At 45.0% G+C, this 23,367-nt stretch carries 19 protein-coding genes and 1 rRNA gene; 9 read left to right on the top strand and 11 right to left on the bottom strand.

The window, feature by feature from the left end; translation table 11 throughout:
• Nucleotides 1-192: ribosomal RNA gene (locus tag BMW94_RS21670) — 16S ribosomal RNA — on the bottom strand; the annotation flags it as partial.
• Nucleotides 193-1,260: 1,068 nt separating this feature from the next.
• Here BMW94_RS21670 and BMW94_RS21665 point away from each other — a divergent pair.
• The gene (locus tag BMW94_RS21665) at nucleotides 1,261-3,027 is read left to right on the top strand and encodes a methyl-accepting chemotaxis protein (RefSeq protein WP_091000985.1); all 1,767 of its coding nucleotides are present in this window, start codon (nucleotides 1,261-1,263) and stop codon (nucleotides 3,025-3,027) included.
• Nucleotides 3,028-3,200: 173 nt separating this feature from the next.
• Here the strand turns inward: BMW94_RS21665 and BMW94_RS21660 are convergent, their stop codons facing one another.
• The 7 genes from BMW94_RS21660 to BMW94_RS21630 form a co-directional block, all read right to left on the bottom strand.
• Entirely contained in the window at nucleotides 3,201-4,373 is a 1,173-nt protein-coding gene (locus BMW94_RS21660) for a YhgE/Pip domain-containing protein (RefSeq protein WP_091000984.1), read from the bottom strand.
• A gap of 80 nt (nucleotides 4,374-4,453) precedes the next feature.
• Nucleotides 4,454-4,885, bottom strand: a complete 432-nt coding sequence (locus BMW94_RS21655; RefSeq protein ID WP_091000983.1) for a MarR family winged helix-turn-helix transcriptional regulator — start codon at nucleotides 4,883-4,885, stop codon at nucleotides 4,454-4,456.
• A gap of 166 nt (nucleotides 4,886-5,051) precedes the next feature.
• Complete coding sequence (locus BMW94_RS21650) at nucleotides 5,052-5,219, bottom strand: DUF3934 family protein (RefSeq protein ID WP_074093608.1); 168 nt, start codon at nucleotides 5,217-5,219, stop codon at nucleotides 5,052-5,054.
• A gap of 137 nt (nucleotides 5,220-5,356) precedes the next feature.
• Nucleotides 5,357-6,577 (bottom strand): MFS transporter, encoded by a 1,221-nt coding sequence (locus tag BMW94_RS21645; protein ID WP_091000982.1) that lies wholly within the window; start codon nucleotides 6,575-6,577, stop codon nucleotides 5,357-5,359.
• 33 nt (nucleotides 6,578-6,610) lie between these two features.
• Nucleotides 6,611-7,210: a TetR/AcrR family transcriptional regulator gene (locus BMW94_RS21640; RefSeq protein ID WP_063567182.1), complete on the bottom strand. Its 600-nt coding sequence runs from the start codon at nucleotides 7,208-7,210 to the stop codon at nucleotides 6,611-6,613.
• 121 nt (nucleotides 7,211-7,331) lie between these two features.
• A complete protein-coding gene (locus BMW94_RS21635; RefSeq protein ID WP_091000981.1) occupies nucleotides 7,332-8,483 on the bottom strand; it encodes a S1C family serine protease in 1,152 nt (383 codons plus the stop codon).
• 13 nt (nucleotides 8,484-8,496) lie between these two features.
• Nucleotides 8,497-9,741 carry an FxLYD domain-containing protein gene (locus BMW94_RS21630; protein WP_091000980.1) on the bottom strand — a complete coding sequence of 415 codons (1,245 nt, stop codon included), beginning with the start codon at nucleotides 9,739-9,741 and terminating at the stop codon, nucleotides 8,497-8,499.
• A 306-nt stretch (nucleotides 9,742-10,047) separates the two neighbouring features.
• Between BMW94_RS21630 and BMW94_RS21625 the strand changes: the two genes are divergently transcribed.
• Nucleotides 10,048-10,803, top strand: a complete 756-nt coding sequence (locus tag BMW94_RS21625) for a class I SAM-dependent methyltransferase (protein WP_091000979.1) — start codon at nucleotides 10,048-10,050, stop codon at nucleotides 10,801-10,803.
• Between the two features lie 105 nt (nucleotides 10,804-10,908).
• Here BMW94_RS21625 and BMW94_RS21620 read toward each other — a convergent pair whose 3' ends face one another.
• The gene (locus BMW94_RS21620) at nucleotides 10,909-12,993 is read right to left on the bottom strand and encodes a penicillin-binding protein PBP4(5) (RefSeq protein ID WP_175480800.1); all 2,085 of its coding nucleotides are present in this window, start codon (nucleotides 12,991-12,993) and stop codon (nucleotides 10,909-10,911) included.
• Nucleotides 12,994-13,140: 147 nt separating this feature from the next.
• Here BMW94_RS21620 and BMW94_RS21615 point away from each other — a divergent pair, with 147 nt between their 5' ends.
• The 7 genes from BMW94_RS21615 (at nucleotide 13,141) to BMW94_RS30985 (ending at nucleotide 21,585) form a co-directional block, all read left to right on the top strand.
• Nucleotides 13,141-13,545, top strand: a complete 405-nt coding sequence (locus BMW94_RS21615) for a CBS domain-containing protein (RefSeq protein WP_024631266.1) — start codon at nucleotides 13,141-13,143, stop codon at nucleotides 13,543-13,545.
• A 387-nt stretch (nucleotides 13,546-13,932) separates the two neighbouring features.
• The gene (locus tag BMW94_RS21610; protein ID WP_217648197.1) at nucleotides 13,933-16,212 is read left to right on the top strand and encodes a glycosyltransferase; all 2,280 of its coding nucleotides are present in this window, start codon (nucleotides 13,933-13,935) and stop codon (nucleotides 16,210-16,212) included.
• 17 nt (nucleotides 16,213-16,229) lie between these two features.
• Nucleotides 16,230-17,381, top strand: coding sequence for a hypothetical protein (locus tag BMW94_RS21605; protein WP_091000977.1), 1,152 nt, complete (start codon nucleotides 16,230-16,232; stop codon nucleotides 17,379-17,381).
• Between the two features lie 118 nt (nucleotides 17,382-17,499).
• Nucleotides 17,500-18,921, top strand: a complete 1,422-nt coding sequence (locus BMW94_RS21600; RefSeq protein WP_091000976.1) for an MBOAT family O-acyltransferase — start codon at nucleotides 17,500-17,502, stop codon at nucleotides 18,919-18,921.
• Between the two features lie 39 nt (nucleotides 18,922-18,960).
• Complete coding sequence (locus BMW94_RS21595; protein ID WP_091000975.1) at nucleotides 18,961-20,172, top strand: alginate O-acetyltransferase AlgX-related protein; 1,212 nt, start codon at nucleotides 18,961-18,963, stop codon at nucleotides 20,170-20,172.
• Between the two features lie 593 nt (nucleotides 20,173-20,765).
• On the top strand, nucleotides 20,766-21,335 hold the full coding sequence (locus tag BMW94_RS21590) for a hypothetical protein (protein ID WP_139209387.1): 570 nt from the start codon (nucleotides 20,766-20,768) through the stop codon (nucleotides 21,333-21,335).
• 55 nt (nucleotides 21,336-21,390) lie between these two features.
• Nucleotides 21,391-21,585 carry a DUF6366 family protein gene (locus BMW94_RS30985; RefSeq protein ID WP_091000973.1) on the top strand — a complete coding sequence of 65 codons (195 nt, stop codon included), beginning with the start codon at nucleotides 21,391-21,393 and terminating at the stop codon, nucleotides 21,583-21,585.
• A 219-nt stretch (nucleotides 21,586-21,804) separates the two neighbouring features.
• Here BMW94_RS30985 and BMW94_RS21580 read toward each other — a convergent pair whose 3' ends face one another.
• Together BMW94_RS21580 and BMW94_RS21575 are read right to left on the bottom strand one after the other, a co-directional pair.
• Nucleotides 21,805-22,335, bottom strand: a complete 531-nt coding sequence (locus BMW94_RS21580; RefSeq protein WP_091000972.1) for an HAD family hydrolase — start codon at nucleotides 22,333-22,335, stop codon at nucleotides 21,805-21,807.
• Between the two features lie 227 nt (nucleotides 22,336-22,562).
• Nucleotides 22,563-23,009 (bottom strand): phosphotransferase, encoded by a 447-nt coding sequence (locus tag BMW94_RS21575; RefSeq protein ID WP_091000971.1) that lies wholly within the window; start codon nucleotides 23,007-23,009, stop codon nucleotides 22,563-22,565.
• Between the last annotated feature and the right edge of the window lie 358 nt (nucleotides 23,010-23,367).

The following is a 23,367-nucleotide window of genomic DNA, read 5'->3' as shown; positions in this document are numbered from 1 at the left end:
AGAAAACAACTATTCGGTATTAGCTACCGTTTCCGGTAGTTGTCCCAAACTTGAGGGCAGGTTGCCTACGTGTTACTCACCCGTCCGCCGCTAACTATCCGAGAAGCAAGCTTCTCATCAAGTCCGCTCGACTTGCATGTATTAGGCATGCCGCCAGCGTTCGTCCTGAGCCAGGATCAAACTCTCCAATAAAGATGAATTTCAGCAGCATCGTTAGAAGCTATGAAAATCATCGGTGGTATTGAAAAGAGCGATAAGCTCATTTTGAAACTGACGAGATTAAAAATCTCATTTATTTCGCTTCGAAACCATACAGCCCGAAGACTTGTACCGATTTCTCAGCGTCGATCTTGCAAGCAAGATCGTTACTCACTCGTTGTTCAGTTTTCAAAGATCAAACTTGTTTCAGTCACCGTCGTTATTTCTCTTCAGCAACTCTTATATATTATCACGTCCAAACCAACTTTGCAAGCATTTTTTTAAGTTTCTTTCGAAGCTTCGTTGTTTCGCTTGCCGCACCGTGTTTCCCGTGTTTTCTTGGCCGGACTAATAATATATCACGTTCTATTACTAATTACAACCTATATTATAAACTAATTTTATTCCACTACATTTAGTTGATCTACTCTCCTATTTTAAATGCACTCCAGCGGTTGTTAAGCTAACGGAATCTCGCGATACGCTCTATGCGTTCTATGGAAAGGCCTCTATATTAGCTGTAGTCCCAACGTCTAAGCACTAATGAACAGTTTGTCTACGTAGGACCGTAAAAACTTTTTTACATTAATTTCACTACTTATTATGTAGCTTCATCTCATATACTGCTGTCTTTCATTACAGTAATAGGATATCGTTCAGTGATCTTTCGATATTCGCAAAGTCTCTTTTTAGAGTCATTTTGCGTATTCATGTATTTCATATATGCGCATATCTTTATTTCAACATAAACTTCTCTTCCCTTTATGTATATACATGTCAGGCAACAATTCACTTCTCAAAATGAAGGACTTTAATCTTCTTGGCAATCCATCATCTCAATATTTAATGAAATTACCCTTATGGATTTGCGCATTTTTCATTTATGAACACAATAATGAAAGAAATGATAATAATTCTGAAAACTTTGGTCCTAAAGCATCAATTTCATTCAGAAAACTAACATTAATCTAACCCTATTACGATATATCACATGGATACGAAGCACCCTACGCAGAGCGAACACGCATCCAGATGGTCACAATTAGAAAAAAGGAGTGGATTATGTTGTTAGATAAAATAAGGTGGAGTACTCTTCCCTTCTTTGCTAAAAATCTCGTTATTTCATTCGGCAGCATTACGCTAATTGGCGTTATTTTAATCACAGCCGGATATCAGTTCCAAAAAAGCATTTTGATTCAACAGTTATATGATCAGGCTGAGGTAACGACGAAGAAATGGTCTGATGATCTGGATACAAGCAAGGTTCTTGAAGCAGCGAATGAGAAAAGCTATGACGGGACTGCCCAAAAGGTACTTCGAGACTATCTGGATTCAATTCACGAACTCTATCCCAATATCGCCCAGGCTTATATTTTTGGAACGGAGTTGGAAAAGGGAAATGAGACCTCCATTATAGCGATTCCAACCAGTCTCGTAGAGTCCTTCGAAGAAGGCAATATGGCAGCAGGTACAATGTATCCCTTATCCTCACAAATTGTTGAAGCTCTTGAGGATATGAAAGTAGACAGTGAACCCGGATTCAGTAGCTTTTATACCGACGATTATGGCACTTGGACAACAATTATGTATCCGATCAAGAATGCCGAGGGCAATACCTATGCCGCAATTTACTTTGATGTTGATGCAAGCGCAGTTCCAAAAGGACTTCATAAACTGATTACATACAGTTGTATTTTCCTTATCGTTTTCCTGATCCTCTTTATGGTACTACAATATATTCTATTGAAGAAAACACTTAAGCCAATCCGTGAACTCATGAAAGGTATTGAGGCTGCCAGCTCAGGCAATCTGGATGTAACTATCCAAACGGGACGAGATGATCTAGGAGTTATCAATCAGAAATTTAATACGATGATTCAGCGCTTTAATGATACGATGTTCAAAGTCCAAACGACATCCTATCACCTCTCTGACTCATCCAAGAAATTATTGGATATTTCCGAGAAAAATAATGATAATATCCAGATGATCAGCAGTAATATCCGGGACATCTCTCACGGCCTTCGCTCCCAGGATCAGGCCAGCGTGGAAAGTGCACGAGCAATGACTGAAATGTCTACCGTTGTGCAGACGATTGCCAGTAGTTCGGCAGATGTAGCGGATGAGGCATTAAGCATGGAACAACGTTCTAATTCAGGCCATGAAATTATGCAACAAGTGGTTGAACAGATGAGACTGATCTCCGGTGCTGTGAAGCACACGTCGGAATCTATACAGTCTTTGGAAAGCCGCTCGAACGAAATTAGCAGCATCGTAAATATGATTACGCAGATTGCGGATCAGACTAATTTGCTCGCCCTGAATGCTTCCATTGAGGCGGCTCGTGTTGGTGAGGAAGGAAAAGGGTTCGCGGTGGTCGCAGGGGAAGTACGCAAGCTCGCTGAACAGTCTCAAGATTCTGCCAAACAGATCCGTAGCTTAATTGACGGCATTCAGCGCGATATCCTACAATCCGCCGAAGCCATGCAGCTTGGCTCTGAAGAAGTAGAGAAGGGCTCTCAGGTTACCATGGAGACGGGTCAATTCTTTGAAGATATTTTGACAGCTACGAACAAAGTGGCGAACCAAATTCAGGATATCTCCAGCTCGACCGAAGAAATATCCGCCAGTACACAGGAAATGTCCGCTACTGCGGATGAGTTGTCTGCGAGCGTCAGCAAAGCAGCACATAGCAGCAAACAGATTGAGCAATCCATTGCCGAACAGGAATCATCTATGGCTTCCATTGTGGCCGCCTCTGATGAACTCTCGGCTGTATCGGGCCAATTGCAAGAACTGATCTCCTTCTTTAAAGTAAGAGCAAACTGAATCACTTTTATTATTCATCACCTTTCAAGCCAGATTCAGCCGGCGCTCCAATTTTAAATCTTGGATGCTGCCGTTTGAGTATGGCTTTTCTTATGTAAAAAGCGATTCACGAAGGTTTAAATCTTCGTGAATCGCTTTTTGATATGGTCATTACATTGTTATAAAATACAACATTAATGTTGAGTCTGCACTGCTGCAGGGGACACTGGCGCTTGTTGTGCTGCTTCTTTTTGCAAACCTACACGAAGCAGCGTAATTCCCCACGTTACAGCCGAGATCAACAGAAGATGTAGCATGAACCCACCCACAGCTTCTCCACTATAGATCAAACGCATAAAGCCCTGTACCCCATTGGAAGCGGGCAGAAAGTTCCCTATATAACGGTAGAATGGCGCCAGCATCTCGGCTGGAATGATACTTCCCGCTGTCATCAACTGGAGTGGAACCATCGCTACATTAAATAGAGGGCCTGCATTGCCAAACAGGGCAAAACTCATTTGTGTAAAACAGATACAAGCCAGACATACGAGCACATGATAGAGATACAAAGCGCCGAAGGAACTCGCCACATCCGTAAACTGAAGAGCCACCGTATCCACAATAAGGGGAACGATTACAGCTATACACAACAGCAGCACTTGCCGTCCCCAGAAGATTTCCCATTTGGAATGGTTACGTTTCATGATGTTCGACGTAATATTGAACTGAATATTCATAGTCATGGTGGCAATATAGGTGATAAAGCCCAGAATCATAGGCAGCATCGATGTCGCAAAATCACTTACACTGTTCGTTTTATTAATTTCAGCCTTCACAGGCCCTTCAGTCATCTTTGCCATCGCTTGTCCAATAGCTGCACTCAGTTCATCGTTGTTGATACTCTCCTGGTTAAGTGTCACTTGAACCTTGGACTCCAAAATCCCTTGACCCATTTGTGTAGTCATTCCTGTCGCCGCGTGTTCCACAATCGATTTGGCTACATCCGCATTTCCCTGATTGATATAAAAAGATAAATTCGCATCTGTCCCGCCTTCGATCCGGTCAGCAAATCCTTGCGGAATAACGATAACCATCGCATATTGACCTGCATTCATCTGTTGCTCGGCTTCCTTGGCAGAATCCAGCACATTGACATGGAAAGGCGCGAGCGTTTCAATCTGCTTCTGCACCTCTGCTCCCTGTGTTCCATCTTCATTCACAAGCGCAACTTGAAGCTGATCCACTCTTTCCGTGGCCTGATGATAACCCGTCATCCAGATCACAACAAATAACAATGGAACGATTAATGCAAAAACCAACCCTATTTTCGTCTGTGGTACTTTGAGAAATTCTTTGAAGCTTTTCATTCGTTCACGACTCCTAATGATTAAAATTAAAATAATTGCACTACCTATATATGCACATGCAACTATTAGGGTAAAAAAATTTATTTCATCTTTTCATAGATCCGATTCATTACATTCAAGAAAGCTTCGAGCTCATCAGGGGAACATTCGGCGAGCGCCTCTTGCTCTTGCTGCTTTGCTTTTGGTGTTAGAACGTTATTCATTTCCAGCCCTTCCGCCGTCAAATAAAGCAATACCGCTCTGCGGTCCTGTGGATCTTCTTCTCTCATCACCAGACCTTTGCGAATCAACTTGTCTATAATTTTGCCTACAGTTGTCTGATCCCGCACGGTTAATTCAGCCAGCTTCTTCTGTGATATATGGCTTCCAGCCTTGCTCAATTCATTCAGAACTGCAAATTGTTCCGGAGTAATATCCTGTTCGCTCAAATTCCTGGTGGTTGTTTTTTTGTAAGCCAAATACGTACGTGACAGAATCAGTCCAAGTGGATTTTCATCCATATTAACAGGCATGCTGATATGCTCCTTTCTTCATATAGTAGCACTACCATCTAATTTGCGTAAGATCTATATTATTCCCATATCTACAATACTGTCAATTTAATTTTTATATTTCCAAACAAAAAGAGACCCACCCGATAGTCAGGTAGCTCTCTCCTCTGGCATCGTCGAGCCACACTTACTCGGGCTTGCCACTTGAAGTTTCGGTATCGTCCTTCTTCTTTGTACCTTTACTTTTGTAAGGCTTCGGGGCACTTTTCGCCCGGTTAGCGGCGGCTTGCCAGCGGTTCCAGCCTTTTTTACCCGTACCACGGCCGGTGCCGCCTTTTCCTTTTGCATTGCTCATGTAATCACTCCAATAATCCTGTATATGCTTAAAAATGACCGTCCTCGGTAACTTGTTATGCAACCCAGCCCATCTAATTCACTTCCAGCATTTCTTATTATACCAAAAATCGATGCTCCTACGTCTTTTCCGAACAATTACATTTCAGCCTTCGGTTGTTTCATCGCTTTGGCCCCTCTGAGTACCCGTAGGGATAACAGGAAACAGATTGCCAGAACGGCAGCTGCCGAAACGTAAGGGTAGTTAATATTCACATCGAATAGTGCTCCAGCTACGATCGGACCTGCAATATTCCCCAAACTGGTATACGCCGAGTTCAGTCCTGCCACAAAGCCCTGTTGTTCTTCCGCTAGTTTGGACATCTGCGTACTGATTGCCGGACGCAATATATCCATACCAAGGAAGACGATAAACGTTACGACAAGAATCATCCAGTAGGTATTCACAAACAAGGTTAACAGTACAAATACGGCTACAAAAAGCAAGCAGACCGAAATGACTTTTTTCTCACCAAACCGGTTTAACAGCCAGCCAATCATGGAGACCTGCACCACAGCTCCCGCAATGGAACCAAAGGTAATAATGAATGCAATATCCTTGGTGGTGAAGCCAAATTTGTGATCCACAAACAGAGAAAAGACCGTCTCATAGTTAGCCAGACCAAACGCCATGACAAATACGATAATCAAACTGAAAAAGTAAGGCTCCCGGTACGAATGCAGCAACTGGGAAACCATGCCCGGGCTTTTGACCTTCGGTGCACCCGCAACAGGTTTGGTTTGCTCTCCGGTAATTCTGGTCGATTCCGGCAAAATAATCAATGTAATGATGGATGCTAGCAAACCTGCAATACCTGCGGCATAGAAAGGAATCCGAATGCCAAAGTCCGCGATATATCCGCCGATCCCCGGACCAATAATAAATCCTGTAGTAATTGCCGCATTGATTAATCCCATGCCTCTACCGCGTTCTTCATCTGTCGTAATATCTGCGGTATACGCCATAACTGCCGGGAAGATCATTGCTGCACCGATTCCGCCAAGCATCCGGGCCGCGAAGAGCAGCGATGGTGCATTCACAGCACCAAACATAAACTCCGATACAGCAAAGATTAACATGCCGCCAACAATAATTTTTTTACGTCCCAAGATGTCAGACCAACGGCCCGCAACTGGAGAAAACAGAAACTGCGTGAAGGAGAATGCTGCTACCAGCAAACCAACCGTGAACCCGGTGATATGCAGTAGATCCATGTACGCAGGCATAATAGGTACAACAAGACCTATACCTGTAAAAACGAGAAAAATATTAAACATTAACAGCAGCAATGCGCCCCTGTTCCGTGTAAGTAATGCCATGATTCCATCCTCCGTAGTTGTCAAAATGTTGCCTTAAGCTTTATCTTTTGCTATTCCATATAAGAATACGCTAGCTGCCTGGCGGTATAAGGCAAGAGCCTGTTCTGGCTCCATTCCGCGCGACAGCTGACTAAGTCCAATAATGGTGCTTTCCAGAATGAGCGCAAGATTGTCTGCGTTGTCTGCCTTGAACTCTCCGCTCTCTATCCCCTGTTCCACCAATTGTTTGTTAAATTGAATATGCCGCTCAAACATCAAAGATATTCGTTCTTCAATATCATTTTCTTTCTTTTCCCCGGTAAAGAACTCATCTGCCGCCTTCGTAAGCGGGTGATTCATATCATCGAGGATTAATTGTTCTGCCAAGCCGTAGATCTTCTCGGTAGAGGTATGATACAGATGTTCCTTGGCCGCCCAATTCTCTTCCCATTCCCGATCCCACTCATCAATCAGATACAGAAAGAGGCCTTCCTTGCTTTTAAAATGGTAGTAGATATTGCCTTTACTGCTGCCTGTCGCAGCCACAATATCTTCAATGGAGGTTGCTTTATACCCTTTTTGCACAAAAAGAGCTCTTGAGGCATCCGCAAGTTTCTTCTTGGTCTGCTCGGTTTGAATTTGCTTTTTATTCATACTCATCCATTTCACTCCGCCTCTTGCATACTGAACGTTCGTTCTGTATTTTAACAGAACCATCAAACTTAAGCAATCAAAAAGGAGAATCGGCTTGGTGCCCATTCTCCCTACATAACTTTTATTTCACTTTTTTTCCTTGACCATGAAGTATTTTCAGTTGTCCATTTTCATAACCGACTTGATACGTAACTTTATATTTCGTGGTGACCAATTCACCGTCTTTTCGTTCATCCGCTGTAATAACCGCCGTGACCTCTATTTCATCATTTGACTTGTCTGAGGACGAAACTTGGGCAATGGTAACATAACTGGTGTTGATGTAACCTTCACGGAACTTGGCATAACTTATACCGCTCTGCCACTCACTGCCAAGCAAGGCATAGGCGGTAACATAGTCATTTAGATTCAGGTTCATATAAAATTCGGTCACCAGACCCTCCGCTTCCAAAGAAGCTGAGTCTGCTCCCGATCCCTGACTGCCACTCGTCTGAACCGCCGTTGTAGACGATGATGGTTTCTCAGACCAGGCCTGGACCTGCTTCAATACACTGGTGATCGGAATGCTGAACCCGATTCCGCCTTCCTGCTCCACAACGGCTGAATTAATGCCCAATACTTCACCGGTTTCTGCACTGATCAGTGGGCCACCGCTGTTGCCGTGTGTAATAGGCGCCGAGATTTGATACAGATTACTATAGATATACGGGGCAATTTCGAAGCTGCGGCCAACTCCGCTGATAATGCCTGTAGTTACGGTGTTCTCCAGACCCAGCGGACTACCCAGAGCGAGAATCTCATCACCCGTCTCCGCTTTGGATTTGGCGATAGGTAGCGGTTTAACTTTTTTCAGATCAGGCACCCTGACGACAGCAACATCCGTCTCTTCTCCAATCCCGATAACGGTTCCCTTATACTCCTCGTGATTCAGGGTTCGAATCGTTACTTCTTTCGACCCCTCCACCACGTGAGCATTAGTTACCACATCCCCCTGATCATTGTAGAGAAAACCGGAACCCAGTCCGCTGCTGCTCTCAATCGTAACCACTTTCTTCTGACTCTCTTCAATAATCTGTTTACGTGTTTTCTTCACGGCTGTTTGGGAGGACGGTTTAGACGCTGTGGTTGCCGTTTCCTTCGTAGTGACAACAGCCAGTCTTGGTCCATCCTGCAGTTGATCTGCTGAATGCTGATGAATCCAGAACACCCCTCCTGCTCCAGCTCCAATAATGATTGCACTGGATATAATCGTACTCCATGTTCGTTTGGCCATCCATCCTGTCCTCCTATTCCAGATACCACGTTGCGTTCACTACAGAAACTTCCGCTTCCTCGTACACACCGTAATAATACGTTTCAAAAAATCCTTGATCCCCTACATCAAGCCAGCTTGGATACACATCCGCATAGGTTTGACCGAGATATGCCCCGTCTGAGCTGTAGATATCCAACATAACCGTCACGGAAGAGATAGGCCGAGTGGCATTATTCACGATTGAGCCGCTTATATACAGATCGCCATACATATCAAGCGTCGCTTCTACCTCTACAATGCTCACCGCTGCTGTGCGGTTTTTCAGGTCTTCTTCTGCCGCTTGTTGCTCAGCAAGTTGAATTCGTTCAGCTTCTGCTTTTTCAAAAGCCTTCTTCTCACTCAATACTCGTTCGCGATATGCTGTCAGTTTGTCATCCTCCGGGGCGTAGGACAGCCCCTGATCAACGGTTTGCAATGCAGCCGTAAAATCCTTTTTCTTCACTTGCTGTTCAGCTTGCTTATAGCTAAGACCAGCCAGCTTGTCGATAATTTGTTTCTGAACCGCCTCTGCTTCCTTGCCTTTCAATTTCGATACCGTGTCCAATTTCTCAGCAAGTGCCTGTACGGTTGTCAAACTATCGATTTCTTTCTTTACCTTCAGGACAGCCAATGTCACCTTGTTGTTGTTTAGAGTCGTCCGCACCTTGGCGAATACCGGTTCCTCTCGCTCCTTCAACACTTTTGCTACAGCCTGAAGGGTCTTGTCACCAGCAGCAAGTTTCCCCGTTTTCAAGCTTGTCGCAGCTTTATTCAGCTGATTCATCAGATTGAAGGCTTTGGCTGTAATCTGGCGATCCTGCACAAGTCCATCCACATTGGGCCGTTTCGCAAGAGCCGAATCCAAAAGTTGAAGCGCCTCTTGATATTTTCCGTCCAAGGCCGCCTGCTCCGCCTGTTGATGCAGTGATTTTACCTCCGCATTGATGCCCATCTCCTGCTTGTAATAATAAGTCAACAAGGCCCCCATCACTGCTGCCAGTAGCAGTGGAATAATCCAGCTAAATGCTCTTCCTTGTGCCGTGTTGCTCTGCTTTGGTGCAGACTGATGCTGTCTGGATAACTGATCTAATGCTTTTCCCGTTTCACTCTCCAGACCAACTGCTGTTTCTGCCCAAATCTGTTCATCTGTAGAGCTTGAATCTTTTAACTTCGTTCTACACTTTCTACATGTGCTGTCTCCTGGACTGCTTTTGGTCCCACATACGTGACAATACACCCTGATCCCTCCATCAAAAAGAACGTATGTATCCTATGCTATTTTTACATGAATCGACACTTATCATATAGTAAAAAGGTAAATTACACCATATATTTTGTGTTGTATAATGGAAGTATTCCAAACTGTGAGGTGACACGGATGTTATTCCGAATCGTTCGAAGTAATTAGTCGTCGGGCTGGGTCAAAACGCGTACCAGCTAACATGGGATACGTCTGCCCTTTTGAGCCTGTTCGGCATCTAATCGTAACGATTTGGCACAACATCTGTCTAGAATCAAGAACTCACATTGGAGGAATCATATAATGAAGAAAAAGATAGATTATACTACTTTTTACGAACGTGTTGGTCAATTGAATGGCTGGAACTTCAGCTCCCTGAAAGTGACTTCAGAAGGTATTGGATGGAATTTCTACGAGGAAGTTACACGCTGCACTCAGCCGTCCGATCTCTTGCTTGATATTGGCACAGGTGGTGGAGAAGCTGTTCTGTCCATCGCGCATGCCGCACTGTTATTGGTTGGAATCGACCTTTCCCGGGGAATGATTGAGACTGCCCAGCGTAATCTCAAGGCATCTGGTTCCCGTTCGAATGTCCGTTTTGTGCATATGAATGCTGATCAACTGACATTTCCAGATCAATTCTTTAATGTGGTTTCCTCCAGACACTGCGACTTCTGCGCTACAGAAGTATTCAGGGTATTGGCTGATGGCGGTGTATTCCTTACCCAACAAGTCAGTGAAAATGATAAATGTAATATCTCCAAGGCTTTTGACCGTGGACAATCGTTGGGCGTTCAACCAGGCACATTAATGGAACGATACAAACGTGAACTTCGGGAAGCGGGTTTTCAAGACATTGAGGCACACGAATATAATGCAACAGAATATTACGCCACGCCTGATGATCTGCTTTTCTTACTGACTCATGCACCGATCATTCCTGGTTTTGGAGAGAAGCAATCCGACTTCGAGCGTTTCCAACAGTTTGTTGGGCAAAATCGCTGTGACAAAGGAATTCGAACGAACTCGGCACGTTTTATGCTTACTGCTCGGAAATAAATCTTATAACATAAAGGCAAAATAAAGCCCATCCACCATTCTGGTAACATGAATGGTGGATGGGCTCTTCAAATACTAAAGATACATCGTAAATCGCAAATCAATTTACTGCGTTACTCCCTTTTTCTCCAGGAAAGGCTTTAATTTATCCAAAACATAATGACTGCCGCCTCGTCCGTTCACTTGTTCAATGACCGCGGCTATAAGGAAGGATGGTGATTCAGTATCAAACACCACAACAAAACCGTTCTCTTGTCCTTTTTCCCCTTTCTTGGCCTTAAGTTCGGCAGTCCCTGTCTTAGCCGCCAGTCCTCCAGGGAGTGAGTTCAAGGAATGAGCCGTTCCTCCCGATCGGGTCACGACCTCGCCCAAGGCATACTTCACCGTATTTGCGACTTCAGGTGTAATCACAACTTCCGGTTCGGCGGTTTCCTTTTCCTCTATCAGTACAGGCTTCACCATTTTTCCTTCATTAATAAAAGGAGTGAAGGAGGAGGCCAGATGGATCGGCGACATCAACATTTCTCCCTGTCCATAGGACGTATCAGCAAGCAGCACCTCCGATGACAGATCGAGATGAGCCTCGTTTGCATACTGACTTGGTTTCAAATACAGTTCATCCAGTCCAAAGTTATCTCCAAAACCGAACTTCTGGATGCCATCTATGAACTTGGCGCTGCCCATCTCAACAGCTTCCTTCGCAAAATAAATATTGTCCGAGTAGACCAGCGCATCAACCATGTTCACCGGGGATACACTTTTCACACGCTTCACATAGTAACCGCCCCAGCTCTCATCCTTGCGCCATTGCAGACCAGAGATATCATGCGATTTGTCCGCTGTGGTAACCTTCTCCATCAGACCTGCCGCTGCCGTAATCGCTTTGAAGGTTGAACCTGGTGCATAACGATTCGTAAATCGATTGATAAAAGGAAGCTTCTCATCTGCTGAATAGGCATCCCACTCGGCCTGTGTCAGTCCCGTAACCATCTTGTTCGGATTATAGGCAGGCGCACTTGCCAGAGCCAGCAGATTGCCGTCCGTCGGATTCATCAGCACCATCGCTCCGGCGTCACCACCACTCGATAATATCTTATACAGTTTACGCTGTTGCTCGGAGCTGATCGTCAGTTGAATATTCTCTCCATCCACGGCATCCTTGCGAATAAGCTCAGAGCGAGTGTTTCCAGATTCATCGGTGATCTCGATCAGGCCACCTCGTTCGCCGCGAAGCTGTTTCTCTAAGGATTGCTCCAGTCCGGCTTTGCCAATCCAATCTTCCGCACGATAGTATCCTTCCGTATCTTTCTCCAAATCTTCCTTGGTGGCCTTGCGCACATAACCGATTAAATGAGCAGCCGCCTCACCAAGAGGATAATATCGTATTTCCTTGGATTGAACTTGCACACCAGCCAGTGCTGTAGGCACCCGGGAGTCCTCTGTTGAAGCAATTGGGACAAAATATTCCGGCTTCACCCATTTCTGTGCAAGCGCGGTGTTAATCATAGCTTCTGTTATTTTGTAATGCTCCGCGATTCGGGCGATCATCGGTTCCGGATTTTCTCCCAGCTTCTCAGGTACGATGCCCCATTCATATATATTCCCCTTGGTTGCGAGGGGCAGCCCTTCACGATCAACAATGTCTCCTCGTTCCGGGAAAAGGGTTTTCACCCGAACTTTGCTTCCTTTGACCATGTCCGTCAGAATCATGGATGGCTTCCAGTTGATCCGCCAGACTTTGCCACCCTCCTCAAGCTCTTCACGCACCAGTTTCAGTGTATGCGTCTCGTCCACTTCCCCGAGGAAGGTCGTTAACTGTAGACTGTAGTCCACTTCGTAGGCATCCGGATTTTGGTTTTTAGTTTCATTGCCCGTGCCGTCCGTTGTCTCTTTGATTACTTTCGGTTTCAATTCTGCCTTAATCGCAGAAACCTCCATACCCGAATAGATTGCGTTATATTTTTCCACAAATTGCTCACGGTTCATGCCGGACTCTTTCAATGAAGCAGGCGTCATCAAGGTATACAGTTGATCAAATTCTTTCTTTTGCAAATGCTCTATGTACTGATTAACGGTTACGTCGGGCTTTACTTCCTCTGTTTTGCTATTCTGCATGTATAAGTACATTCCGATTCCACCGGCAAATAAGATGGGAAGCAGTCCATAAATAATTTTACGTTTCGATTTCATGATCATATCACCTCTAATATACACTATAGATTTCCAGCCTCAATTAAACAATGGAACAAATCTGACGAATTTATCATTAAAAATAGCCGAAAGCTCACATAATATGTTTAAATAAGGAGAGTGAGATTACAGTAAAGGAGCCCGATGATGGAAATCAGCTATTTTTTACTCCCCAAAGCCGAAGTGGCCTATATCAAGTCTTCCGCTTCCATGAAAGATGCGATCGAGCAGCTTGAATTGCAGCATTATACCGCCATTCCCGTGATTGACCAGGATGGAAAATATGTTGCCACCCTGTCCGAAGGCGATTTGTTATGGAAAATGCGGAGCACCCCCGGACTGACATTTGAGACGATGGATCAGGTCCAGGTGCACGAGATCGACAACCGTGTATATAATGAATGTGTCTTTATTAAGGCAGAAATGGAGGATATGCTGACGTTGGCAGCCGATCAAAACTTTGTGCCTGTGGTGGATGTGGACCGTGTCTTCCTCGGTATTATCCGTCGCAAGGATATTATTGAGTATTATACGCGCAACATCTCCGACTAAATTTGAAATGAATATATGCCTTTTGCTGATCATAAGGGCAAAAGACTGCAACAGAAATGACGAGTCCTTGGGCCATGTCATTAAGTTATTTAACTTAATGATATTGAACCTTAGGCTCGTCATTTTTGTGTTTTCAGATAACATCCAAGCCCAACTTTTATCTATGCGAAAAAAATAAATAAACATATTGCGCAAATTTCGACATATAACTACAATAATTATTATGATACGACAAAATTAACCATCATAAATTGAACCGATGGCTCTATATTGTTCGAAGTCCTATCTCTTTTTTCAGAATTTGTTCAGAATCGTTTAGTACAATGATCACATTCTTTTTGTTCCGATAGGCGGCACTACTCAGAAAAATCAGGAAGAGGTATTCACTTGAACTACTTAAGTACACGCAACAAGATACTTGTCACAGCTACTGTGATTATGTCTTGTATTTACGTCATTTGGCGTACATTTTTCACCATTCCTTTCGGACATGGCCCTCTTGCTGTGACCGCAGGTCTTGCCCTCCTCATTGTCGAACTTATAGGTATGTTCGAACTTGCCGTCCATTTTTACAATATGACCCGGCTCGAATATCCCGAACTTCCCGTTGTTGACGAAGCCTTATATCCGGATGTGGATGTATTTATCGCAACTTATAATGAACCCACTTCGCTTCTGTTCAAAACGATTAATGGCTGTCTGAACATGGATTATCCTGATCGCTCCAAAGTACATATCCATCTGTGTGATGACTCGAACCGTCCCGAGATGCGGGAACTGGCCGCTCACCTAGGTATTAATTACCTTACGCGAACAGAGCATGTGCACGCCAAGGCGGGTAACCTGAACAATGCCATGAAGCATACGTCCTCCCCACTAATCGTCACCTTTGATGCAGACATGATTCCGAAACATGATTTTCTGACGGCGTGTGTTCCCTATTTTCTGACCGGAGAAAAAATTGGGTTCGTGCAGACTCCACAGAGTTTCTATAATCCCGACCAGTTCCAGTACAATCTGTACTCCGAGAACCGGATACCGAATGAACAGGACTATTTCTATCGGGACGTACAAGTGGGACGCAACAAATCCAATTCCGTCATCTATGGCGGAACAAATACTGTACTCTCCAGACAGGCACTGGAAGACGTCGGCGGATTCTATACCGGTTCCATTACAGAGGATTTTGCTACGGGTATTGAAATGCAGAGCAAAGGGTATCGCTGCTTCGCTACCAATAAAGTACTGGCCTCCGGACTTGCTCCCGGTGATCTGAAAAGTCTGACCAAACAGCGTCAGCGCTGGGCGCGCGGTTGTATCCAGACAGGTAAAAAAATGAACCTTCTCTTCAAAAAAGGACTTAGTTTTGCGCAAAAACTGAACTACATTTCTTCCATTACCTACTGGTACTCCGGGTTAAAACGACTGCTGTACATCATGTCACCCATACTGTTTGCCGTGTTCGGCGTTCTGGTTGTGAAATGTACCATTCTGGAGATTCTCGTGTTCTGGTTGCCGATGTATCTGTTGACCAACACCTGCCTGCGGATGTTATCCGGCAATATTCGAACCACCAAATGGACCAATGTATATGAGACCATTCTGTTCCCTTCCCTTCTGCCCGCCGTCATTCTGGAAACTCTGGGCATCACGATGAACAAATTCGTCGTTACCCGCAAAGACGGTGCGCAAAATGATGATCGGAACTATCAGATTAAACAGATGATTCCTCATCTGATTCTGGCGGTACTGTCCATGATCGGAATCGTGAATTGTATCCACTGGACATTTAGCCAGGGAACGATTGGTTTCCTCGTTGTGCTGTACTGGTTATTGATTAATTTCTACAACATCATGATGTCGATCTTCTTCCTGGCTGGACGCAAAGTGTTCCGCAATCATGAGCGCTCGATGGCTGCCGTGGATTGCACGCTCACAACGGAAGGGGAGACGATCTCCTGCATCACTCACGATCTCTCGGAAGGCGGAATTTCCGTTATACTGGATACACCGAAGTACATTCCAAGTGATATGGAAATTGGCATTAAACTGGTAAATGACCGGTATTCAAGCGAGTTTACAGGCAAGGTGGCACATGTCGCTTCAATCGGAAACCGTTGGAAATATGCTTTTACGGTTAAGGATATCACGGAACAAGAGCAGCGCCAGCTGCTGCACATCATCTATGATCGCGAACCTACACTGCCTCAGAAGCTGGACAAGGATATCAGTACATTTGAAGATATTCGCCTGAATTTTGTACGTCGAGGACAGAGTGAGTTCATGTCCAACCGGAAGCTGGCACGAATTGCGCTAAATCGCGAATTGTCAACGGCAGATCATGGAACCGTGACATTGCTGGATTTTAACTATGAATTCGTCCTGGTGGAGATGGAGCCCCAAGATTTGGCCAATGAGATCCAACTTCCGCTTAGCGAAGATCTTTCACTGGAATGCGTGTGGGTGCAGTCCCTTCGTAACAAACGAGGCAATCTGTACCGTGTGACCAATATTCGTGATATTGCTCGCAACGATCAGATGCCAATCTTGGAAGCTCTGCTGAAACAGTGGAATAAGGAACATATCCTGTCGGGTAAAACAGGCCCTGCATCCCAGGGCAAGAACAACATCTCTCCAGACGAACTGAACGAGATGGCTTATCTATAGAGCGGAGGCAAGAAAGCATGATCAAGAAGTGGAAACAACTGACGCTTGTCGCCAGTCTTGTTGTGTTATGGAACGTATATCCCATTCAGGCTGTTCAGGCAGAGCAGCTTAAGGTGAGTGAGCATAAACTCCATGAATGGAACAACGGAGCCAAGGTAGACGCCAGCGTTGATAACAAAGGCAGTATCCAGATTAAGACCTCCACGCAGGGGCTCCAAAAAGGATACTATTCGGCCTACGTCTATGAGCTGCAGAATCGAGACTGGTCAGGCTATGGGGCTTTGACCTTCTCCATCCGCAATGAATCGAACCAAAAACTGCCTCTTAATATCGTACTGACCCGAGCGGATAAAACCTCCCTTACGGTGTCTGATAATCGAAACGTCATCGTAGTCGAGAAATCAACCGGACATGCCGAACTGGTTCGCCCGGTTTCCGGCCTGATTACGTTGGAACCAGGATTTGTCGGACAGATTCGCATCCCATTTTCCAGCCTAATGGTCCAGGACAAGGCCAGCACGGCAGGTCAGGTGAGCTTGGGTAAAATCATTGGCTGGGGGATTACAACTACAACTCCCGAAAATGCCAAGCTGAGCTTCCGCATCGGCAACATCAAGCCATTGTCCAAGAAGCAAGCTGTGGTGGAGAACGGGCTCACCACCTTGCAAATGACTGGTGACGAACGTGTGGTCAAACCTGTAGCTGGGGAATCCATTGCCCAATACGGTGTTGAATCCTCCTCAGAAGATACGCCCGATGTAAAATTCCAGCTCGACACCCCCGTACAGGGAGTATCTATTACACCGGATGGACTACTGACGCTTCATACCGATGTCGATGCCGAGCAGGCCACCATACGCGCACTTGTGAATGACAAATGGTATCTGACAACAACCGTCATGCTGGATCGCTCTTCGGCCATGAATGTTCAGGAGAAAGACGGGACGCCTCGTTCTATTCCTGACCCATCTGACGTTACCAAGGTGCTCAGCCCTGCGGACCCACTGATGAAAACATCGGTGGGATGGTTTATTCGACTCTTGTTAACCGCTGCTGGAATCCATGGACTCGTCCTCTACTGGATGTGGAGAAGACAACGGATTACCAATGGCGCCATAAAGCGACGTTCCCGGGAAAATCGACAAGCACGGCGTCCTTTTCGCATGTAAACGACCCTTGCAGACCAACTCGCATCCTGAGATGCGGGTGTCTGTCTATTTTTAATTGAACATGTTGCATCAATAGATACAACGTGATCCCTTATCTGATCCTCAAGGAGGAAAGGCAGTGCTCTTTTCCAGTGTAATCTTTCTATTTTATTTTCTGCCGCTTGTGCTGGGGCTGTATTACATCCTGAGATTCTCGATTACGGCCAAAAACATGCTGCTGCTGGTTGCCAGCCTGTTCTTCTATGCATGGGGTGAACCGTGGTTTGTCCTCATCATGCTGGCCTCCATCTGTTTCAACTATATCTTCGCTCTGCTTGTGGACAAGTTCAGGGAACGACGGAATGCCGCTTACACCATCATTACGTTGATGCTTATCATCAATCTGGGTATGCTGTTCGTCTTTAAATACATGGCTTTTGCACTGCGTATTGTGAATGAGAATACAAGCTTTGGCCTAAATATCCCGAATATTGCGTTACCGCTAGGGATCTCGTTCTTCACCTTCCACGGAATTTCCTACGTCATTGATGTGTATCGCGGACATGGTGCTGTGCAAAAAAATCTCTTTTATGTCGCGCTGTATATCTCCTTCTTCCCTCAGCTCGTTGCCGGACCCATTCTGCGCTATAACACAATTGCAGATCAGATGGTTAACCGAAAGGAAAGTTGGGACAAGTTCGCACTGGGCTGCTGCCGCTTCATTGTCGGTCTGGGTAAAAAGGTGCTGCTATCCAACAGCATGGCGATTGTCGCTGATCACATCTTTAGCATGGGTGGGGCCTCAGATATTCCAGCAAGTCTGGCATGGCTTGGAGCCATCGCCTATACGTTGCAGATTTATTTTGATTTCTCAGGATACTCCGATATGGCGATTGGTCTCGCCCTCATGTTCGGGTTCAAGTTCGAAGAGAACTTCAGATATCCGTATATCTCCCGTTCCATCACTGAATTCTGGCGCCGCTGGCATATCTCGCTCGGTACCTGGTTTAAAGAATATGTCTATTTCCCGCTCGGGGGATCACGTGTCACCAACAAGGATAAAATGATTCGCAATCTGCTCATCGTCTGGGGACTGACTGGCGTGTGGCATGGTGCGGAATGGACATTTGTAGTCTGGGGATTAATTAACTTCGCATTCATTGCGCTGGAGAAAATCTCTAACTTTGATAAAGGAACCCGCTTCAACCCGCTGCGGCATCTCTATGCCATGTTTATTGTAATCATCGGGTGGGTGATCTTCCGTTCACCGGATCTAATACAAGCTGGCAACTATCTGGGCAACATGTTTGGACTGTACGGTAATGGGTTCTGGAGCGAAACAACCTGGATGTTCCTGAAGGAATACGCGCTCTTCTTCATCCTGGGTATTCTGTTCTGCATGCCGATTGCCACGCGAATGAACAAACTGATGGTCGACGGTGCACGTTTCAGCAAACCATTGGAACTGGTGTACCCGATCACGATCATCGTGTTATTCCTGGTCTGTGTATCGTATCTGGTCAAAGGTACATACAATCCGTTTATTTATTTCAATTTCTGAGTCAATTTATAGACTAACTCTCTGAGAGAAGGCACAAGCATGCACAACTTTTTAGCCAAAAAGAGAATCACGGCTTTCCTCTTCATTCTCGTGCTCGTGACATTCTCTGTTCTGAACATCATTCAATCCTTCGGGCCGATCCAAAAGACACTTGCCTCAGCGGACTTCCATTATTCTGAAGCCAAAGAACTGATTCACGAACTGAATGACGACATTAATGAACATGTCTTCGATAAATTCGGCTTCGTGGAAGCGTATGGATATATGCAGTCACTCATGTGGAAGAACGAGGAGAACAACTTCGAGGTCGTAAAAGACATGGAGGGCAAGCTGCACTATACCTACTTCGCTACAGGGCCGACGGATACAAAAGATCTGTCGGATCGGGTTGCTGCGCTGGAAGCACAATTGGACCCCAAAACTAAGCTGACCTATGTGATGACACCAGACAAATACGTACGTGGGTATACCCAGTTCCCGGAAGGCATTCCTTACAATTATAACAACGAAACCGCCGATGGCTTTCTAACCAATCTCAAGCAGGATGGCATTGATACGGTGGATCTGCGCGAAGGGCTGTTGGAAAGTGGCATTCCGGCAAAGGATCTCTTTTTCACCACGGATCACCACTGGAAAATTAAAACCGCGTTCTGGGGCTTTGGCCAGCTGGTGAATCATCTGGACGGCATGTACGACAAGCCGCTGGACCCGGATCATTATTTCACGGACTTAAATAACTATAATGTGGTTCCGTATCAGGACATTTTCATTGGATCACAGGGTCGAAAAGCCGGGAAATACTTTGCGGGAGACGATGACTTTGATCTAATTTATCCGAAGTTCAAAACGGACTATTCCTTCTACTTCAAGACCGGCGAGACGGAAGCCACACTGAACGGCCGCTTTGAGGATGCTCTGCTCACGACCTATCCGCTGAATGTACAAGGAGCTACCTATGATCTAACCGCTGACAAGTACTTTACGTACCTGTACGGAAATCAGGGAATCGTTCATGTGGTGAACAAAGACAACTCGAATGGACTCAAGGTATTGTTCATCAAGGACTCTCTAGCAGTGCCGATGATCTCCTTCCTGTCGACTGTCGTGTCCGAGATTTATCTGATTGATCCAAGGTATTATACGGGAGACATCGTGGATTTCGCCAGCAAAACCGACCTGGATCACGTCTTTGTGTCCATATCGCCGCAGGATCTCGTAGATGAATTTTTCCCTTATGGATCTAAAGATTAAGTCGATGAAGGATCATACTTTACCACTACAGTGGCAGAACAATCTTCCGATCCGGTATGATTTTACAGTCAGACATAAGAAAGGGCACCCCACAGCCAATGATCGATCTGGCAGACAGGGTACCCTTTTCTTTTTGTAATCCAATAGAATCAGTTTCGTTCACGCTCCCTACTGTTCCTTATAATAATGCAAAACGTCACGCGGCTTCGTACTCTGCTGGCACATCTTCATGCCACCAGCCCTTATTTTGACAATAATTAATCACTTTATTGGATAACATAGTAAGCCTCGTAATGAATAGAACATGCTGCAGGCCATGATGAGTAAACCCTCTGGTACTATATCAATTGAACTAAAGATTATTTACACTTGCCACTCCGATGACAGAATAACCTTCCGATCGCTGTGTAATTCCCGGGTTTTACTATGATACTGTATCAAAAGAGCAAGACGATTGGAAATAGGTTCTAGCATAACCATCCTCAATTCCCTTATTCTGGTGCAACTTTACCTTCATTCTTTCGTCTAATGATTGACTAACAACCAAGGAGATGACTATGCGAATAAGTTGCAGTCCCGGTTTCCCCGGGAGCATGATTGGGTCAATTGACCTTCAGCCTACCAAGTTTAATAGGGGTGTTTCCAGCAACAGCGAGATTACTCATCACGTTAACGCTGAACTCATTGCCATTCCCTACATGGAAGATCCCGGATTCGGTTCATATTTTGATGCGATGAAGATGATGAAGGGAACGTACCAAGAAGAGTTTCACGTAAGCTATGATGTGGAATTTACGATTGATGTGGATAAAAAGGGGTACATCACCCAGTTCGAGCATACCTTTGCACTGGAGCGTTATCTTGATCTTGTACGGACGCAGTCCTATAAAGTGATTAAGACGAATTGGAAGGGACGTTCCTTCCATGTCATGACCTACAGTTATATGGAGGAAGTGTGTAACACGAATAATGTAATCTTCAAATGTAATAATGCAGAGGATGTTTTCGTCGTAGCTGAACTTGTCCCCTATTCTATCGGTGGTGGTGTGGTGCAACCCCATCATCGCTACCTGCACCTTCGTGCATTAATCTCGGCCAGAGATGATCTCTACCCGATCGACTATATGTGTGAGCCCAATTTTGATCTTAGTATCGAACCATAACTCCTACATCATTTGAATACAGCAAAGAGCACAAAGCGTTCCTGACTTACTTTGGATCACCTGTGCTCTTTTTAAACGTTTGAGACAACAAGAATTAAAGGGAAACCCCCTGGGTACGTTCGGTGATGGCATAAATCGTACTCAATTAGGAAGCTTCGCAGATTTAGTTGGCGGTTGGGGATGGAAAGGCACTGGAATCCTCATTATATTATTGGTAATAGGGTATGCAATTTATAAATTAGTGTTCTGAATAAGGATTGGGATAAATATACATTCTTCGCCACTTGAATAACTCCTTGACGAGCTCGCCTTCCGATGTGGTTTCTCCATGTGAACACCTACCCCAGTTCCGGTTTTAACGATCATTCTATCATTTTCTCACATAAAAAAGTAAAGATAGCCCATGAAGCAGAAGGTTGAATGACATTCAATCCTTCTCTGCTCATGGGCATGGCAAGCAAACATTTATTTATTTGACCTCGGCATTTAGCCGTTCAATAAGTTCAAGCAGCTCCAGCGGTTCACCAACTGTGTAAGTCGGACGCTCTGTTTCATCCACCGGCTCATGAGGATAACGCGGCGTCCAGCTTTGAAAGATGCTGGTGATGCCAAGTGCGTTGGCTCCCTTCATATCACGACTCAGGTTATTACCAATCATCACTGTTCTTGAAAAATCCCCTTCCGACAAATCAAGGGCACCAATGGCTGCCTTAAACATCCGCGGGCTTGGCTTGCTGGCTTTAATATTCTCCGAAATAATCATTGTACTAAAATAATCATGAAGTCCATGCTGCTTAAATACGTTCTTGAAGGATTGTGCATCGCCGTCAGCAACCAGGGCCAGCGTGTACCCTTTTTCATGAAGCTTTTGAATCGTGATATCCGCACCCGGAATCAGGTCCGCACTCAGAACAATTCCTTCTTCGTCCCGAATCTCGGTCGATTCATCAACGATGGTATCGCCGCTGTCAAAAAAGATAATTAACTTTTTGTCGTCCATGTTCGTTATGACCTTCCTTTTCATTCAATTGGTGATACGGCTTGCCGGTTTCCATGTAATCAACATTGATTTCTAATAAAAGGTATAGCGCTTAATCTAATGTTACAATGGAGACGAATAAAAAATCAATCATTATTTCGTTGTGCATATGCAGATGCCTGATTTAAGCTAAATCATCTTGGCCAAAAAAGTAATGAGGATCATTTGGCCGGTAGTTGGAGGGTCTGCTACTGACCAAACTGTTTTGCTTTCACTGTCATCGCTTTATCCAGCCTTGCTCTTAATCCACTCATCCATTCCGGCTCATGCGTCCATTGTTCTGCCCCAGATCGAAGCACACGTACATAACCGTACAGATTGGCAAAGCGACGACATGCCGGGAACATCGACTTCATATCATAGGCGTCTCCTACTTCCTTCCAGTACCCTTGCAAGAATATTCGCTTCTTCTGCTCCCATTCATCCGGCTGAATTTCATCCCGTAAACTATCCAGACTCTGCTCTACATCCATTGCGTACCAGTGGTACATGGCGTCATCGAAATCAATGGCGTAACAGGAATGACTCTCCTCGTCATAGAAGACATTATCCAGTTCAAAATCATAATGAATTAACCCGAAGTTTTGCTGTGTAACGGGCCAATTCGCAAAACCATCCCAATCAAGTTTTAACATGGGCTTATCTCCTTAGTGGTCATTTAATATAGAACGCTTTTAGAGTTCCGAATCCTATTTTTGAGCGCAAAAAGCCGCAGGCTATGCCTGCGGCTTTAAAAATTCTGGACGTACGAGAAATTGCATAAGCAAACAAACCTCGTGCACTCCAGGAAAAATGAGCAGTTATATCCCTATATGTCGGCAGACTTCAGATCGTCACATTAGCGAACTTTAAAACTTCACCATGCGTCCGTTGCTCTGCCGGATCTATTCAGTTCGCAATCACCTTAATTGTTGTAGTCACGCTTTGCATCATCTTAGCCCGTCGTTTCATGACGCTCACTCCTTCCGAAAAACAATTTATTTCCATAATACT

The sequence above is a fragment of the Paenibacillus sp. OK003 genome (assembly GCF_900109515.1).
GTDB lineage: Bacteria > Bacillota > Bacilli > Paenibacillales > Paenibacillaceae > Paenibacillus > Paenibacillus marchantiae.
Note: the sequence above shows the minus strand (reverse complement) of the source record. Positions and strands in the feature narration are given on the sequence as shown.

What these genes read in the sequence shown, in the direction of transcription:
- BMW94_RS21625 (WP_091000979.1), top strand. Translation starts at nt 10,048, where the DNA reads ATGAAGAAAAAGATAGATTATACTACTTTTTACGAACGTGTTGGTCAA.
- BMW94_RS21575 (WP_091000971.1), bottom strand. Translation starts at nt 23,009, where the DNA reads ATGTTAAAACTTGATTGGGATGGTTTTGCGAATTGGCCCGTTACACAG.
- BMW94_RS21665 (WP_091000985.1), top strand. Translation starts at nt 1,261, where the DNA reads ATGTTGTTAGATAAAATAAGGTGGAGTACTCTTCCCTTCTTTGCTAAA.
- BMW94_RS21590 (WP_139209387.1), top strand. Translation starts at nt 20,766, where the DNA reads ATGATTGGGTCAATTGACCTTCAGCCTACCAAGTTTAATAGGGGTGTT.
- BMW94_RS21595 (WP_091000975.1), top strand. Translation starts at nt 18,961, where the DNA reads ATGCACAACTTTTTAGCCAAAAAGAGAATCACGGCTTTCCTCTTCATT.
- BMW94_RS21635 (WP_091000981.1), bottom strand. Translation starts at nt 8,483, where the DNA reads ATGGCCAAACGAACATGGAGTACGATTATATCCAGTGCAATCATTATT.
- BMW94_RS21645 (WP_091000982.1), bottom strand. Translation starts at nt 6,577, where the DNA reads ATGGCATTACTTACACGGAACAGGGGCGCATTGCTGCTGTTAATGTTT.
- BMW94_RS21640 (WP_063567182.1), bottom strand. Translation starts at nt 7,210, where the DNA reads ATGAATAAAAAGCAAATTCAAACCGAGCAGACCAAGAAGAAACTTGCG.
- BMW94_RS21605 (WP_091000977.1), top strand. Translation starts at nt 16,230, where the DNA reads ATGATCAAGAAGTGGAAACAACTGACGCTTGTCGCCAGTCTTGTTGTG.
- BMW94_RS21620 (WP_175480800.1), bottom strand. Translation starts at nt 12,993, where the DNA reads ATGAAATCGAAACGTAAAATTATTTATGGACTGCTTCCCATCTTATTT.
- BMW94_RS21660 (WP_091000984.1), bottom strand. Translation starts at nt 4,373, where the DNA reads ATGAAAAGCTTCAAAGAATTTCTCAAAGTACCACAGACGAAAATAGGG.
- BMW94_RS21580 (WP_091000972.1), bottom strand. Translation starts at nt 22,335, where the DNA reads ATGGACGACAAAAAGTTAATTATCTTTTTTGACAGCGGCGATACCATC.
- BMW94_RS21615 (WP_024631266.1), top strand. Translation starts at nt 13,141, where the DNA reads ATGGAAATCAGCTATTTTTTACTCCCCAAAGCCGAAGTGGCCTATATC.
- BMW94_RS21655 (WP_091000983.1), bottom strand. Translation starts at nt 4,885, where the DNA reads ATGCCTGTTAATATGGATGAAAATCCACTTGGACTGATTCTGTCACGT.
- BMW94_RS21650 (WP_074093608.1), bottom strand. Translation starts at nt 5,219, where the DNA reads ATGAGCAATGCAAAAGGAAAAGGCGGCACCGGCCGTGGTACGGGTAAA.